The organism is Amycolatopsis sp. NPDC114505, from assembly GCF_055633615.1.
On record NZ_JBVKDV010000001.1, the window covers coordinates 2,829,453 to 2,842,665 of the forward strand.

Here is a 13,213-nt window from a genome sequence, read left to right on the forward strand (position 1 = left end):
CATGGGTCGGTTGGCCGGCAAGGTGGCGGTCGTCTTCGGCGGCGCGCGGGGCATCGGCCTCGCCACGGTGAAGGAGTTCCTCGCCGAGGGCGCGACGGTGTTCGCGTCCGACATCCGCGAGCCCGCGGAACAGGTCGACGGCTACCGGCACTCCATTGTGGACGCCACCGACGAGGACGCCGTGGCGTCCTTTGTCGACGGTGTGCTCGCCGAAGCCGGGCGCATCGACGTGCTGGTCAACAACGTCGGCATCCACCTCGGCAAGCCCCTCGCCGACACGACGCTGGCCGAGTTCGACAACATCTTCGCGCTCAACGTCCGGGCGGCCTTCCTCGGCACCCGCGCCGTGCTGCCGCACATGATCGAGCGCAAGGCCGGCAGCATCATCACGACGTCGTCGAACGGCGGCGTGATGGGCCGCCCCGGCGACCCGGTGTACAACGCCACCAAGCACGCGCTGGTCGGGCTGACGAAGTCGATCGCCGTCGCCCACGCGCACCAGGGCATCCGCGCCAACACGGTGAACCCCGGCGCGATCGACACCGACATGCTGCGCAGCACGCTCAACTCGCCCGAGGAGTTCGAGACCAAGCAGCACCAGCTGGTCGCGAGCACGCCCGCGGCGCGCGTCGGCGAGGCGTGGGAAGTCGCGAAGGCCGTGGTGTTCCTGGCCAGCGACGAGTCGCGCTTCATCAACGGTGTCGTGCTGCCGATCGACGGCGCGAAGGCCGCGGGTGCGATGCCGGGCAACCGCTACAGCCTCGACTTCGAGCTCGGCGTCAGGTAGCGCCGTGTCCGTCGATCCCTCGGGGCTGGAGAGCGAGCGGCACCTGCTCGAGCGCAGCGGTACGGCCGAACGGGTCGCCGCGATCCTGCGGCAGTACATCACCGACGGCGTCTTCGCCCCCGGTGAACGGTTGTCCGAGCCGGTGATCAGCTCGGCGCTCGGCGTCTCGCGCAACACGTTGCGCGAGTCGTTCCAGCTGCTGGCCCACGAGCGGCTGGCGGTGCACGAGCTGAACCGCGGCGTGTTCGTGCGCGAACTGACCATAGAGGACATCGAGGACCTCTACGTCGTCCGCCGCGCCACGGAATGCGGTGCCCTGCGGCGGGCGGCCGAACTGTCCACTGTGGACCTGGTGCCGGTCGAACAGGCCCTGCGGGACGGTCGCGCGGCCGCGGCGGCCGAGGACTGGCCGGCGGTCGGCACCGCCAGCATCCACTTCCACCAGGCGCTGGCCGACCTGGCGGGCAGCGAGCGCATCTCCGCGACGATGCGTCAGGTGCTCGCCGAGACGCGGTTGTTCTTCGTCCTCAACGAGAACACGCGCGAGTTCTACGAGCCGTTCCTGGTCTGCCACGAGCAGATCCTGCGCGACCTGCGCGGCGGCCGGTTCGGCGTCGCGGAGGCAGCGTTGGAGCGCTACCTCCGCGACGCCGAAGCCCTGCTGCTGGCGCTCAGCAGGTGATCGTGGCGTCCGCCCAGTCGGCGTGGTCGGAGTCGTTGGTGTCCCCGCCGTCGGTGACGACGAGGTCGAGCACCCGCACCCCGCTCAGGTTCGCCGCGAGCTGCTGCGCGGGCAGTCCCGCCGTCATGACCCCGGTCGCGGCGAGCTCCTTGCCGTCGCCGAGGACCTGGAACGCGACGCTGCCCTTGGCCTTTTCGTCGTCGTGGCCGACGGACGCGCCGAACGCCGTGCAGCCGCCGCCGAGGTAGAACCGGACGCGCGACGGCGCGTGCACGCCCAGGCCGTCGTCGTAGGTCACGCCGCCGATGGTGATCTTGTGACCGTCACCGGCTTTGGACTCGCCGTTGCTCGTGCCGCGTTCGACCGGGCCGTAGCCGTTCTCGGCGGAAAGCCAGGTCGCCTTCGACAGCGGTGTCACGCCGGGCGCCGGCGGTACCACGATGGGCGCGCCGCCGTCGGCCGTTAACGAGCGTTTACCCCAGGCCGTCCAGTAGTTCGCCGTCGCGGTCAGGGTGACGCGGTCGCCGCTCGGAGCGTCCGGACGCACGGTCCAGGAGCGTTGCCATGTCTTGCCCGGGGCGACCGCCGGGACGAGCACGTCGGCGCGGCCGTCGAGCTTCCAGCCGGCCGGGGCGGTCAGCTTGACCTGCGCGGCGAGGAGCGGGGTGCTGCCGTCGTCGGTCAGCTTCAGCGTGGCCGTGAACGGCTGGGCGGCGTCGGCGAAGTCCGGCGCCTGGACTGTCAGCGTCGACAGCGGAGCAGCGTTCGGGAACTTCGCGGGCCAGACGCGGAACACCGCGGCGCCGTGACTCGGCACCGACGCCCGGAGCGCGCCGGTGGTCTCCGTTTCGGCGCCGGTCCACAGGTCGCGGACGCGGTAGTCGCGGGCCTTCGCGAGGCCGAGCTCGGCGGTGGTGGCGGACATCGGCGCCGCGGTCAGGCCGCGGTTGAAGAGCACGACCGCCGCCGAGCCGTCCGACATCGGCTTGGTCCAGACCTCGGTGTCGCCGTCGTCGCGGAGCTTGTACCCCTGCTTGCCCGCCCAGTCCTGGTCGAGCGCGACGATGTCCTTGTTCTCCAGGATCGACTTGGTGGTGTCGGACATCGAGCGCAGGTCGTTGCCGGCGAGCAGCGGCGCGTTCATCAGCGCCCACAACGCGAAGTGCGCCTGGTACTCGGTGGTCGTCATCTTGCCGTTGCCGACTTCGAGCATGTCCGGGTCGTTCCAGCCGCCCGGGCCGGAGTAGCCGGCCAGCGCGACCTGCTTGTCGAGGATCCCGGTCATGCTGCTCCAGCTGTCGCTGATGTCACCGGTCGTGCGCCACAGCTGCGCGCCGGCGTCCTTGCCCCACAGCCACGGCTGGTTCTGACCCCATTCGCAGAGCGCGTAGAGGATCGGCCGGCCGGTCTTCTTGATCGCTTCGCCCATCTTCGTGTAGCGCTCGATCGCCGGGCGGTTCTGGTTGTTGCAGTTGTCGTACTTGAGGTAGTCGACGCCCCAGTCCGCGAACGTCTGCGCGTCGACGTCCTCGTGGTCGAGGCCGCCGGGCATGGTCTTCTGGCAGGTCAGCGTGCCGGCGCTGGTGTAGATGCCGAGCTTGAGCCCGCGGTCGTGGACGTAGTCGGCCAGCGCCTTGATGCCGCCGGGGAAGCGCGCGTGGCTGGCTTCGAGCTTGCCGTCGGCGGTGCGGTTCTGTTCGGCCCAGCAGTCGTCGATGTTGACGTACTGGTAGCCGGCCGCCTTCAGGCCCGAGCTGACCATGGCGTCCGCCGTCTCGCGGATGAGCTCTTCGTTGATGTCGCAGTGGAACTTGTTCCAGCTGTTCCAGCCCATGGGTGGCCGTTGGCCGAGCTGCTGGGCGTCGGCCGGTTCGGCGGCTTGGGCGGGTGGGGGAGAAGCGATCGCGGCGGCCACGACGGCGGCCGCGAGCCCGACAAGAAGACGCATGATCCCTCCAGGAGTGCGCAACTCTGCACAAACTCACTCAACAACAAACACCATGAAGAGGTCGGATGTCTACGGCCGTTAGGAGGAACACCTTGCGGATTCCGCCCCGGTGGGAGAGAAAGGGCCGTGACTTCGCTGCCTGCTGACCACGCCGGATTCCGCCCGCTGGACGGGATCAAGGTCGTCGACCTGTCCCGCATCCTCGCCGGGCCGTACTGCACGCAGTACCTCGGCGAGATGGGTGCGGACGTGGTGAAGGTCGAGCCACCCGGCCACGGCGACGACACCCGCGGCTGGGGCCCGCCGTTCGTCGGCGAGAGCGGCGAAGCCGTGTACTACCTCGCGGCGAACCGGAACAAGCGCGGGATCGTGCTCGACCTCAAGAGTGACCGCGGTCGCGAAGCCCTCCGACGTCTGGTGGTCGACGCCGACGTGCTCGTCGAGAACTTCCGGCCGGGCACGCTCGAGAAGTGGGGGCTCGGGTACGCGGTCCTGTCGGATCTGAACCCGCGGCTGATCCACGTGTCGATCACCGGGTTCGGGCAGACCGGCCCGTACCGCGACCGCGCGGGCTACGACCTGGTCGCGCAGGCCCTCGGCGGCGTGATGTCGCTGACCGGCGAGCCCGGCGGCGCGCCGGCGAAGGTCGGGCTGCCGGTGGCGGACCTGAACGCCGGGACGTGGGCGATCATCGCGGTGCTGATGGCCTTGCAGGCCCGGCACGCGACCGGCCGCGGCCAGTACCTCGATGTGTCCCTTTTGGACAGTCAGCTGGCCTGGCACGTGTACGCCGCGGGTGCGCACTTCTACGACGCGCCCCGGCCACGGCGGATGGGCTCGGCGCACCCGAGCATCGTCCCGTACCAGGCGTACCACGTGTCGGACGGCTGGCTGATCATCGCGGTGGGCAGCGAAAAGCTGTGGCACGCGTTCTGCGGGGCGCTCGATCTGGACATCGCTTCGGACGCGCGGTTCTCGTCGAACGCCGCACGCGCGGCTCATCGCGACGAGCTGAACGCTCTCCTGGAGCCGGTGCTGCTGACGCGCACGGCGGCGGACTGGATGAAGTCCTTCGACGCGGCGGGCATCCCGGCGGCCCCGATCAACGAGATCGACGACGTCTACGCGGACCCGTGGACCGCCGCGCGCGACCAGGTGGTCCGGTTGCCGCACCCGACGGTGGGGACGTACCTGGGGACGGGCTTCCCGGTGAAGGCATCGGACACGCCGGCGCGGCCGACGTCGGCGCCGCCGACCTTGGGGCAGCACACCGCGGAGGTGCTGGCGGAGCTGGGCTACTCGGCGGAGGAGATCGCGGAGTTCCTGGGCTGAGGCTCAGCTTCCCGGCACCAGCGCCGGGTCGGCCGGAGCACGCGCCGCGGGCCCGGCGGCGTCGGCCTTACCCGTTGCGTCGCCGTTCCGGCCAGTCCCGCGTCGCGAAGTGTGCACGATGGAGTGTTCGCGCTCGCCGCTTCGCCCTGGTAGGGATGGGGGAGGACTGAGGAGGACCGATGTCAGCACAGCACGCCCTTTGGCACCCGTTCGCCGACATGGGTGCGGTCGACGGCGACCGGATGGTCATCACCCGCGGCGAGGGTTCCTACGTCTGGGACGACGCCGGCCGTCGGTACTTCGACGCCACCGCGTCGCTCTGGTACGCGAACTTCGGCCACGGGCGGCCCGAGATCACCGAGGCCGTCGGACAGCAGCTCCGGAAGCTCGACTCGTACAACCTGTTCGGCTACAACGCGAACGAGCCGGCGATCGAGCTGGCCGACCGCGTCGCCGCGCTGGCGCCGACGCCGGGGTCGAAGGTGTTCTTCGGGTCGGGCGGCGGGGACGTCATCGACACCGCCGTCAAGCTCGCGCGGGCGTACTTCGCGCAGACCGGGCGGCCGGAGAAAGCGCACGTCATCGGGCGGACGCAGGGCTACCACGGCACGCACGGCTTCGGCACGGCCGTCGGCGGCATCCCGGCCAACGCGGCCGGTGTCGGGCCGCAGCCGCCGGAGTTCTCGCACGTGCCGTTCGACAGCGCTTCGGCGCTGGAGGCCGAGATTTCCCGCGTCGGCGCGGCCAAGGTGGCGGCCTTCTTCTGCGAGCCGGTGATCGGCGCGGGTGGCGTGCTGCTCCCGCCGGAGGGCTACCTCGAGGAGGTCGCCGCGATCTGCCGCCGTCACGACGTGCTGTTCGTCGCGGACTGCGTGATCGCGGCCTGGGGGCGGCTCGGGACGTGGTTCGGCATCGACCGCTGGGCGGTGGAGCCGGACATGATCACGACGGCGAAGGGCATCACCGGCGGCACGATCCCGCTGGGTGCGCTGGTGGTGGCCCCGCGGGTGGCGGAGCCGTTCTTCACGGGAGCACCGGGCGCCCCGATCTTCCGCCACGGCGCGACGTACGCGGGTCACCCGGTGGCCTGCGCGGCGGGCCTGGCGACGCTCGACATCTACGAGCGCGACGGCCTGATCCCCCGCGGCCGCGAGCTGGAGAAACCCTTGGCCGACGCGGTGTCCGGGGTCGCCGGCCACCCGCTGGTCGCGGAAGTCCGGGCGGGACTGGGCTTCCTCGCGGCGGTCGAGCTGACGGCAGAGGTCATGGACGCCGACCCGGGCGCCCCGGTGAAGCTGCAGCGCGCGTGCCGGGACGAGGGCGTGATCGTGCGGAACCTCGGGCGCGGTGTCGCGGTGTCGCCGCCGCTGATCGCGGGGGAGACGGAGCTGGATCTGCTGGCTTCGGCACTGCCGAAGGCCCTGGACCGCTTGGCTGCCCAGGCTTGACGCGCGGTGAACGGCTCTTTCCTGTCCTCCGACCGCAGGAAAGAGCCGTTCACGCTCAAGAAATGCAGAACTCGTTGCCCTCCGGGTCCGCCATCGTGACCCAGCTGTGCGGGCCCTGACGCCCCCGGTGCAGGAACTTCGCCCCGCGGGACGTCAGCTTCTCCAGCGTCGCCTCGACGTTGTCCGCGCCGACCCACACGTCGATGTGGAGCCGGTTCTTCACCGTCTTCGGCTCCGGGACCTCCTGGAACAGGACCCGCCGGGGTGGACCGTCGGGTGGCGAGTCCGGATGGCGGATCGCCGCCCCGGCTCTCCACACCAGTGAGCCGTTGTACGTGCGGGTTTCCTCCTCCTTCGCGTACCCCTTCGCGATCATCTCGCGGATGAAGTCCGCGTCGGTCGGTTCCACGGGCCAGCCGAGCGTCTCGGCCCACCAGTCGGCGAGCACGTGCGGGTCGGCCGTATCCACCACTACCTGGAAGTCATGCGCCATACCGGCACGTTAACGACCGAGTCCGACATTTTCCGGAGCATCGAGTCCTCGGGCACGACCGTGAAGCGCCACTTGTCGACGCCGCCGCCCATGATCTCGGCGTAGCGGCGGGCGCCGTCGGCGTTGGCGAACCGCACCTGCTGGCCGTTCGTCAGGTGGGTGATCTTGACCGCCATGACAACCTCCGAAGTCTGTGGGCCGGCCCAGGAGCTTCCCCCTCCGAGGCCGGCGAGCACAGTAGAACACATGTTCGACCCGACGCGCCAGTACATCCCCCGGCCAGGGGAGAAAAAGGCAAAACAGCAGGTCAGAGTGTTCGGATCATCGCGACGCGTGGCCAGGCGTCCAGACCGCGGGCGGCCTCCGCGCGGCGGATCGCGCGCAGCCCGGCGCCGATTTCCGCGTCCGCCAGCACCCGGAATCGCAGCCGCTCGTAGTACGGCGCGTTCCACGGCACGGCCGCGAACGTCGTGAGCGTCAGCGCCGGCAACCCGCGCGCGACCGCCCACTCGGCGAGCGTCTCGATCAACGCGCTGCCGAGCCCCCGCCGCGCGTGCGAGGGCCGCACCGAGACCTGCTCGACGTGCGCGTGCCCGTCGACGACCTCGGCGATCAGGTACGCCACCGGCCGGTCGGCGTCGTCCACGCTCACCCAGGCGCGGCCGTCGGACTGGTACTCCGCCAGCTCGGCGGGCGAACCCGGGTCGTCGTCGGCGATCGCGGCCATGTCAAGGGCGCGGAACAGACTGCCCGCCTCGCGCTCGACGTCGATCAGCGCGGGCAGGTCGTCGGGGCGCGCGAGCCGGATCACGAAGGCATTCGTACGCGTCCGGCGGGGATTTTCACAGCGAATAAGACGAGATCGTGCGCTGGATTCGGGTCGCGTACCCCTGCAGGGCAGTGATCGCGGTGCGCCGGGCCCCGTCGGTGATCCGCGCGGCCGGACCGGCCAGGCTCAGCACGGTCGGCCGCCGCCCGTAGGCCTGCACCGGCACCGAGCACGCCCAGACACCTTCGTCGATTTCCCCGGAGCTGACCGAAAACCGGTTCTCCAGCGCGTGCTTGAGCTCGTCACGCACGAAGGTGCCGCGCTGCTCGATGATCGGCGCCAGCCGCCGGTCGCGCTCGATCTCCGGCAGGAGCGCGAGCAGCATCTTCCCGGACGCGCCGAGGCCGAGCGGCAGCGAATGCCCCGGCTCGAACGTGAACCGCATGGCGCGGTCGCACTCGACGCGGTCCGCGCACACGGCGGCGTCGCCGAACTGCTGGAAGAGCATCACGGTCTCGCCGAGCTCCCGCGCGGCCTCCTCCATCGACGGCTTGGCCAGCCGCACGAGGTCGTTCGCCAGCTGCGCGGCGCGCGCGAGCGGCATGACCTGGCTCGTGAGGTGGTAGTGCCCGGCCCGGCCCTCCTCGAGGAGCTGCAGCTCCTTGAGGAGCGCGACGTAGCGGTACGTCGTCGCGACCGGGGTGCCGATCGTCGCGGCGAGCTCGGCGACGCTGGCCTCCCAGCGGGACTCGGAAAAGGCGAGCAGCAGCTGGAGGACCTTCCGGGAACTGCTGGCACCGGGGGTTCGGCGCGGTTCGGTGGTGGCGGAACCGTCAACGGCACTGGCGGCACTGACGGCAGGCGTCATCATGACCTCTCGGTGAGACAAAAACGACCTTCGCTATCACACGGGGTGAATAAATTAGCACGTTGTGTTAAACGAAGGCCAGCATTCGACCGACGGTCCGCCACTCGGGAAAACCGCGAGTCAGAGCGTGAGGAACTCGCCCGGTTTCGTCACCACCGGTGACTCGACGTAGAGGCCGCGGTACTCGTCCTGGATCCCGGAGTTGTGCACCTGCAGCGCGAGCGGACCGGTGCGCCCGGCGGTCTTGTCGGTGAACCGCAGGACTTCGGTGCCCTTGCAGGTCGCGGCCGTCCCGGTGAGCGGGCAGCAGGCCATCCGGGCCACGCCGGTGGCCGCGTCGCCGATCAGCTCGCACTGGGCCCACTTCTTGATGTCGATCGTGGTGTGCGGCAGCTGCGTGAACAGTTTGCCGCCGCCGTCGTTGTGGCCCGGCCGGTAGTCCCAGTGGCCACCGTTCGGCGGCTGGAACTGGATGGCGCTCAGCGCGTCGCGGATCGGGTCGGTGGTGCCCCAGATCAGCACGGTCGGTTTGTGGTTGCCCTTGACCTGCCGGACATTGAATATCCACCGAAAAGTGCCGACCTGCGCTTTGTTGTAGTACAACCAGCCGCGCGCGGTGCCATTGCCGTGGACGACGCCGTTCTTCGCCGACCACAGGCCTGACTTGGACGATGTCCAAGCGCTCAAATCGGTGCCGTTGAACATCGGGACGAGGTTCGGGTCGCCGTACGGGTTGTCCGCCGCCTGCGCGGCCGGGGCGAACCCCGAGGCCACGACGATCCCCGCGGCGAGCACGCCAAGGAGCTTCTTCAACATCATGCCGTCCTCTCGACGAATGCGATGGGCATTGCGTTCGGACGGCGGATTTCACGCTACGAGTGGTGCGGGTGAGGCGTCAACCGCGATCCCGCTGATCGGTCAGGAACGGCGTCAGCAGCCCGGGAACCGCCTGGTCGGCGAGCGCGAGCCCGGCGGACTCGCCGACGTCGAGCACGCGGTAGCGGCCCTTGCCCGCGGCGACCGGCGCGATGATCGTGACCAGCCCGGCCCGGCGCTGGAAGTACGAGCGCTCGACGACGATGCCGGTCATCCCGTCGCAGCGGACCGCCGCGGTGCCGCGGTCCAGCGAACCCGAGCGCGTCACCAGGTAGCGGCCGGTCAAGGCGTGCCCGAGGCCGCGGTAGCGGTCCCAGCCGACGAGCGCGGCGAACGGCAGCAGCACGAGCGCGGCCTGCCACGGCCAGTCCGGCAGCGCGCCGAGCCACGCCAGGCCGTACAGCGCCGCGGCGAGCAGCAGTACGCCGACGACGGCGCGGGAGAGCCGCCGGTACAGCGCCCGGCGCGGGTGGCGCACCAGCGGCGTCGCGGCCGGGTCCTCACCGAGCACCTCCGCGACGACCTCGTGCGCTTTCGCGAGCGGCGCGGGCGGGAGCAGCAGCCCGCCGCTCTTGTCGGCGCCCTTGCCCTCGCGCAGGCCGCCGGCGATGGCGACGCAGCGGGCGCCGCCGGCCAGCCGCAGCGGCAGCGGCTCGCGGATTTCCACGCCCCGCAGGCGGTCCTCCTCGATCGACACCGAGCGCGTCGTGATCAGGCCGCGCCGGATGTGCAGCGTGCCGGCGGGTTCGCGGGTGAGGCGGAAGTTCCAGAACGACAGCACGTACCCGCCGATCGACAGCAGCGAGACGAGCACCAGCAGGCCGGCGGCGGCGAGCACCAGGCTGACCCACGCCGGAGTGTCGGCGAAGTGTCCGACGACCGTCTGGACCAGCGAGAACTGGACCGGGTCGAAGTGCAGTTCGTGCGCGAAGTGGTAAACGGTGCCGACGGCGGCGCCGACGACCGCCAGGCCGGACAGCGTGAACGGCGCGTACCGCAGCCACTTCTTGTCGACGGCGGCCACCAGCTGCTCCGGCTGGGCGGTGGCCTCCTCGGAGGGGGCCACCGCCTTACGATGTAAGAGCAGTGTCCGCAGTCGCTGAGCCTCCGCGATCGTGACGGCGTCGAGGACGAGCTCGTCCTTGCCCGGCCCCTTGCCGCCCGAGTGCCGCCCGGTGCCGATCCGCGCGGCCGCCAGCTTGAACAGCCGGTGCTTCGGCTCGGAGGTGACGTCGACCGTGCGGATCCGGTCGCGGGGGATGGCCCGCTGCTTGCGCAGCAGCAGCCCGGTGTGCCACTCGACCTGCGTCTCGGTGATCCGGTAGCGCGAGGTCAGCACGTGCGAGACGCCGGTGAACACGGCTATCGCGGTGAAGATCAGGCCGATCCACTGCCACGGTTCGCCCTGGCCGACGAGCAGCGCGCCCAGCAGCACCGGCAGCGACCGCACCAGGTCCAGCACCGGCCGGATGAGCAGCATGCGCCGGTCGAGGCGGTGCCACGGCGCCTCCGGCTTCCCCTCGGCGGGTGGGGTCACGGCCGCTTCGGCCGCGGGGGAGAGTGCGTCGGCGGGGGTCACGTCGCGTCGCCCCGGACCGCCTGGGTCTTCTTCGTGAGCTCGTCGGCCAGCTCCAGCGCGCGGTCGTGCGCCAGGCCCGCGATGCGCAACGGGCCGGCCGCGGACGCCGTCGTCACGGTGATCTTCGCCAGCCCGAAGAGCTGCTCGAAGGGGTCGCGCTCGATGTCGACGGTCTGGATCCGCGACACCGGCGCGATCCGCCACTCCTGCTTCAGCCAGCCGGCCTGCGTGTAGACGGCCTCGCCGGTGACTTCCCACCGGTGCACGCGGTAGCGCCACTGCGGCATCACGATGAGGTGCAGCGGGGCGAGCACGCACGAGATCACCAGCGTGACGTCGAGGAACGCCGGTGGGTCGTCGCTGGTCACGACGATGACGGTCTGCACCCCGATCAGCACGATCCAGAGGAGCGCGGCGGTCGCCGTCCAGTAGCCGATGGCCCGGCGGCTGACCTGGTGCGCGGGCGGGCGCAGCCGCAGTGCCGCCGTGTTCGTGCTGTGTTCGCTCACAGGTCAAGCGTGCCCGATCGGCGCCTTGCGTGCCCACGACATGTGTCACTGAAGTTTATTCTGGTTAGGCCGCCGCGCCCCGCTCACAGGCCGGCGGCCAGCTCGGATGTCATGCGGCGGCCGACGGCTGAATAATCTTCACCGATGGCGATTCGGTCCGTCCTCGATCGCGTGCCGTTACGATCGGCCACACCGTCGGAGGAATGGATTCGCCGTCGGGGTGTGTTGTGCTTGAAGGATTCACATACGTGTCGGCTAGCAGGAGGACCCGGTGGGACTCGATCCCGACGACCTGTACGAGGTGGACTCGGACGTCCCCGACCTGACCGGGGCGGTGCTGATGCACCACTTCGAAGGGTTCATGGACGCCGGTTCGGCGGGGCGTCTGCTGGCCGAGCACCTGCTCGGCGGAGAGCACCGGGTGGTCGCGCGCTTCGACGTCGACCGGCTCATCGACTACCGCTCGCGCCGCCCGACGATGACCTACGCCGTGGACCACTGGGAGGACTACGACGCGCCGGAGCTGGTCGTGCACCTGCTGCACGACGCCGACGGCACGCCGTTCCTGCTGCTGTCCGGCCCCGAGCCCGACCACGACTGGGAGCGGTTCTGCCGCGCGGTCCGGAACCTGGTCGAGCGCTGGGGCGTCCGGCTCACGGCCGGCTTCCACGGCATCCCGATGGGCGCGCCGCACACCCGCCCGCTCGGCGTCACCGCGCACGCGACCCGCAAGGACCTGGTCGGCGAGCACCAGCCGCTGCCGAACCGGCTGCAGGTGCCGGGCAGCCTGGCTGCCCTGCTGGAGTACCGGCTCGGCGAGTGGGGCCACGACGCCGTCGGGTTCGCCGCGCACGTGCCGCACTACCTGGCGCAGTCGACGTACCCGGCGTCGTCGCTCGTCGTGCTCGACGCGCTGGGCCGTTCGACCGGGCTGAGCCTGGCCGAGGGCGAGCTGCGCTCGGCGGCGGAGCTGGCCGACGCCGAGATCAACCGCCAGGTCGCGGAGTCCGACGAGGTCGCCGACGTCGTCCGCGCGCTGGAGCGGCAGTACGACACGTTCATCGAGGCGTCCGAGCGCGGCTCGCTGCTCGCGGAGTCGGTCGAGCACATGCCGACCGCTGAGGAGCTCGGGTCCCAGTTCGAGCGGTTCCTGGCCGAGCAGAACGGTGGCGACGGACCCGAGCGCTGATGACGCGCTACGACGAGATCGGCGTCGGCTATTCACTGGGGAGGCGCACCGACCCGCGGTGGCTGACGCCGGTGCTCGACGCGCTCGGTGACGCGGGTTCCGTGCTCGACGTCGGCTCCGGGACGGGGTCCTACGAGCCACCCGGGCGCCGGGTCACGGCGGTCGAGCCGGCGGCCGAGATGATCCGGCAACGGCCGCCCGGAGCGGCGCCGGCGGTGCGGGCGGTCGCGGAGGCGCTGCCGTTCGCCGACGGCGCGTTCGACGCGACGCTGGCCGTGTTGACCGTGCACCACTGGCCGGACTGGCGTCGCGGCATCGAGGAACTGCGCCGGGTCTCCCGCCGTCAGGTCGTCCTGGCCTACGACACCGCGCTGCACAACGACTTCTGGCTCGTGCGGGAGTACGTGCCGGAGGTCGCTTCGCTGGAGTCGTCCCGTCCGTCGGCGCCGGAGATCGCGGATTTCCTGGGCGCGGCTTCGGTCGTCGAGCTGCCGGTGCCGTGGGACTTCACGGACGGCGTGTTCCCGGCTCACTGGCGCCGTCCGGAGGCCTACCTGGACCCGGCGGTGCGGCGGTCGTGTTCGGCACTCGCGCAGACGTCGCCCGAGGCGGTGCTCCGGGGAATCGCCCGATTGCGCGCCGATCTCGAGTCCGGGCGCTGGCACGAGGAGCACGCCGAGCTGCTGGACCGGACGGAGTGGGACGCGGGGTTCCGGCTCATCGTGAGGTGAGC

The 13,213-nt window shown here is 70.9% G+C and carries 14 protein-coding genes; 6 read left to right on the plus strand and 8 right to left on the minus strand.

Annotated elements, in window-relative coordinates; genetic code table 11:
* Position 1 precedes the first annotated feature (1 nt).
* Both ACZ7OU_RS14060 and ACZ7OU_RS14065 read left to right on the plus strand, forming a co-directional pair.
* Positions 2 to 787 (plus strand): SDR family NAD(P)-dependent oxidoreductase, encoded by a 786-nt coding sequence (locus ACZ7OU_RS14060; RefSeq protein WP_470255291.1) that lies wholly within the window; start codon positions 2 to 4, stop codon positions 785 to 787.
* A gap of 4 nt (positions 788 to 791) precedes the next feature.
* Positions 792 to 1,469 carry a GntR family transcriptional regulator gene (locus tag ACZ7OU_RS14065; RefSeq protein ID WP_470255292.1) on the plus strand — a complete coding sequence of 226 codons (678 nt, stop codon included), beginning with the start codon at positions 792 to 794 and terminating at the stop codon, positions 1,467 to 1,469.
* Here ACZ7OU_RS14065 and ACZ7OU_RS14070 read toward each other — a convergent pair.
* Entirely contained in the window at positions 1,459 to 3,417 is a 1,959-nt protein-coding gene (locus tag ACZ7OU_RS14070; RefSeq protein ID WP_470255293.1) for an NPCBM/NEW2 domain-containing protein, read from the minus strand. The two genes, ACZ7OU_RS14065 and ACZ7OU_RS14070, sit on opposite strands and share 11 nt — an antisense overlap.
* A gap of 126 nt (positions 3,418 to 3,543) precedes the next feature.
* Between ACZ7OU_RS14070 and ACZ7OU_RS14075 the strand changes: the two genes are divergently transcribed.
* Both ACZ7OU_RS14075 and ACZ7OU_RS14080 read left to right on the plus strand, forming a co-directional pair.
* Positions 3,544 to 4,749 carry a CaiB/BaiF CoA transferase family protein gene (locus tag ACZ7OU_RS14075; RefSeq protein ID WP_470255294.1) on the plus strand — a complete coding sequence of 402 codons (1,206 nt, stop codon included), beginning with the start codon at positions 3,544 to 3,546 and terminating at the stop codon, positions 4,747 to 4,749.
* A 179-nt stretch (positions 4,750 to 4,928) separates the two neighbouring features.
* Positions 4,929 to 6,197, plus strand: a complete 1,269-nt coding sequence (locus ACZ7OU_RS14080) for an aminotransferase family protein (protein WP_470255295.1) — start codon at positions 4,929 to 4,931, stop codon at positions 6,195 to 6,197.
* A 55-nt stretch (positions 6,198 to 6,252) separates the two neighbouring features.
* Here the strand turns inward: ACZ7OU_RS14080 and ACZ7OU_RS14085 are convergent, their stop codons facing one another.
* The 7 genes from ACZ7OU_RS14085 to ACZ7OU_RS14115 all read right to left on the minus strand — a co-directional run bounded on the left by ACZ7OU_RS14085 (position 6,253) and on the right by ACZ7OU_RS14115 (position 11,291).
* The gene (locus tag ACZ7OU_RS14085) at positions 6,253 to 6,690 is read right to left on the minus strand and encodes a VOC family protein (RefSeq protein ID WP_470255296.1); all 438 of its coding nucleotides are present in this window, start codon (positions 6,688 to 6,690) and stop codon (positions 6,253 to 6,255) included.
* Complete coding sequence (locus ACZ7OU_RS14090; protein WP_364363167.1) at positions 6,669 to 6,866, minus strand: hypothetical protein; 198 nt, start codon at positions 6,864 to 6,866, stop codon at positions 6,669 to 6,671. The genes ACZ7OU_RS14085 and ACZ7OU_RS14090 overlap by 22 nt, the downstream gene beginning before the upstream one ends.
* Before the next feature lie 131 nt (positions 6,867 to 6,997).
* Complete coding sequence (locus tag ACZ7OU_RS14095) at positions 6,998 to 7,501, minus strand: GNAT family N-acetyltransferase (RefSeq protein WP_470255297.1); 504 nt, start codon at positions 7,499 to 7,501, stop codon at positions 6,998 to 7,000.
* Positions 7,502 to 7,532: 31 nt separating this feature from the next.
* Positions 7,533 to 8,327 carry an IclR family transcriptional regulator gene (locus tag ACZ7OU_RS14100; RefSeq protein ID WP_470255930.1) on the minus strand — a complete coding sequence of 265 codons (795 nt, stop codon included), beginning with the start codon at positions 8,325 to 8,327 and terminating at the stop codon, positions 7,533 to 7,535.
* 120 nt (positions 8,328 to 8,447) lie between these two features.
* Positions 8,448 to 9,143, minus strand: coding sequence for a 3-keto-alpha-glucoside-1,2-lyase-like domain-containing protein (locus tag ACZ7OU_RS14105; RefSeq protein ID WP_470255298.1), 696 nt, complete (start codon positions 9,141 to 9,143; stop codon positions 8,448 to 8,450).
* A gap of 79 nt (positions 9,144 to 9,222) precedes the next feature.
* Positions 9,223 to 10,683 (minus strand): PH domain-containing protein, encoded by a 1,461-nt coding sequence (locus ACZ7OU_RS14110; RefSeq protein ID WP_470255931.1) that lies wholly within the window; start codon positions 10,681 to 10,683, stop codon positions 9,223 to 9,225.
* A 95-nt stretch (positions 10,684 to 10,778) separates the two neighbouring features.
* Positions 10,779 to 11,291 (minus strand): PH domain-containing protein, encoded by a 513-nt coding sequence (locus ACZ7OU_RS14115; protein ID WP_470255299.1) that lies wholly within the window; start codon positions 11,289 to 11,291, stop codon positions 10,779 to 10,781.
* A 271-nt stretch (positions 11,292 to 11,562) separates the two neighbouring features.
* Here ACZ7OU_RS14115 and ACZ7OU_RS14120 point away from each other — a divergent pair, with 271 nt between their 5' ends.
* Both ACZ7OU_RS14120 and ACZ7OU_RS14125 read left to right on the plus strand, forming a co-directional pair.
* Positions 11,563 to 12,480 (plus strand): proteasome assembly chaperone family protein, encoded by a 918-nt coding sequence (locus ACZ7OU_RS14120; protein WP_470255300.1) that lies wholly within the window; start codon positions 11,563 to 11,565, stop codon positions 12,478 to 12,480.
* Positions 12,480 to 13,211, plus strand: a complete 732-nt coding sequence (locus ACZ7OU_RS14125; protein ID WP_470255301.1) for a class I SAM-dependent methyltransferase — start codon at positions 12,480 to 12,482, stop codon at positions 13,209 to 13,211. Before ACZ7OU_RS14120 ends, ACZ7OU_RS14125 begins: the two co-directional genes overlap by 1 nt.
* The last annotated feature ends 2 nt before the right edge of the window (positions 13,212 to 13,213 follow it).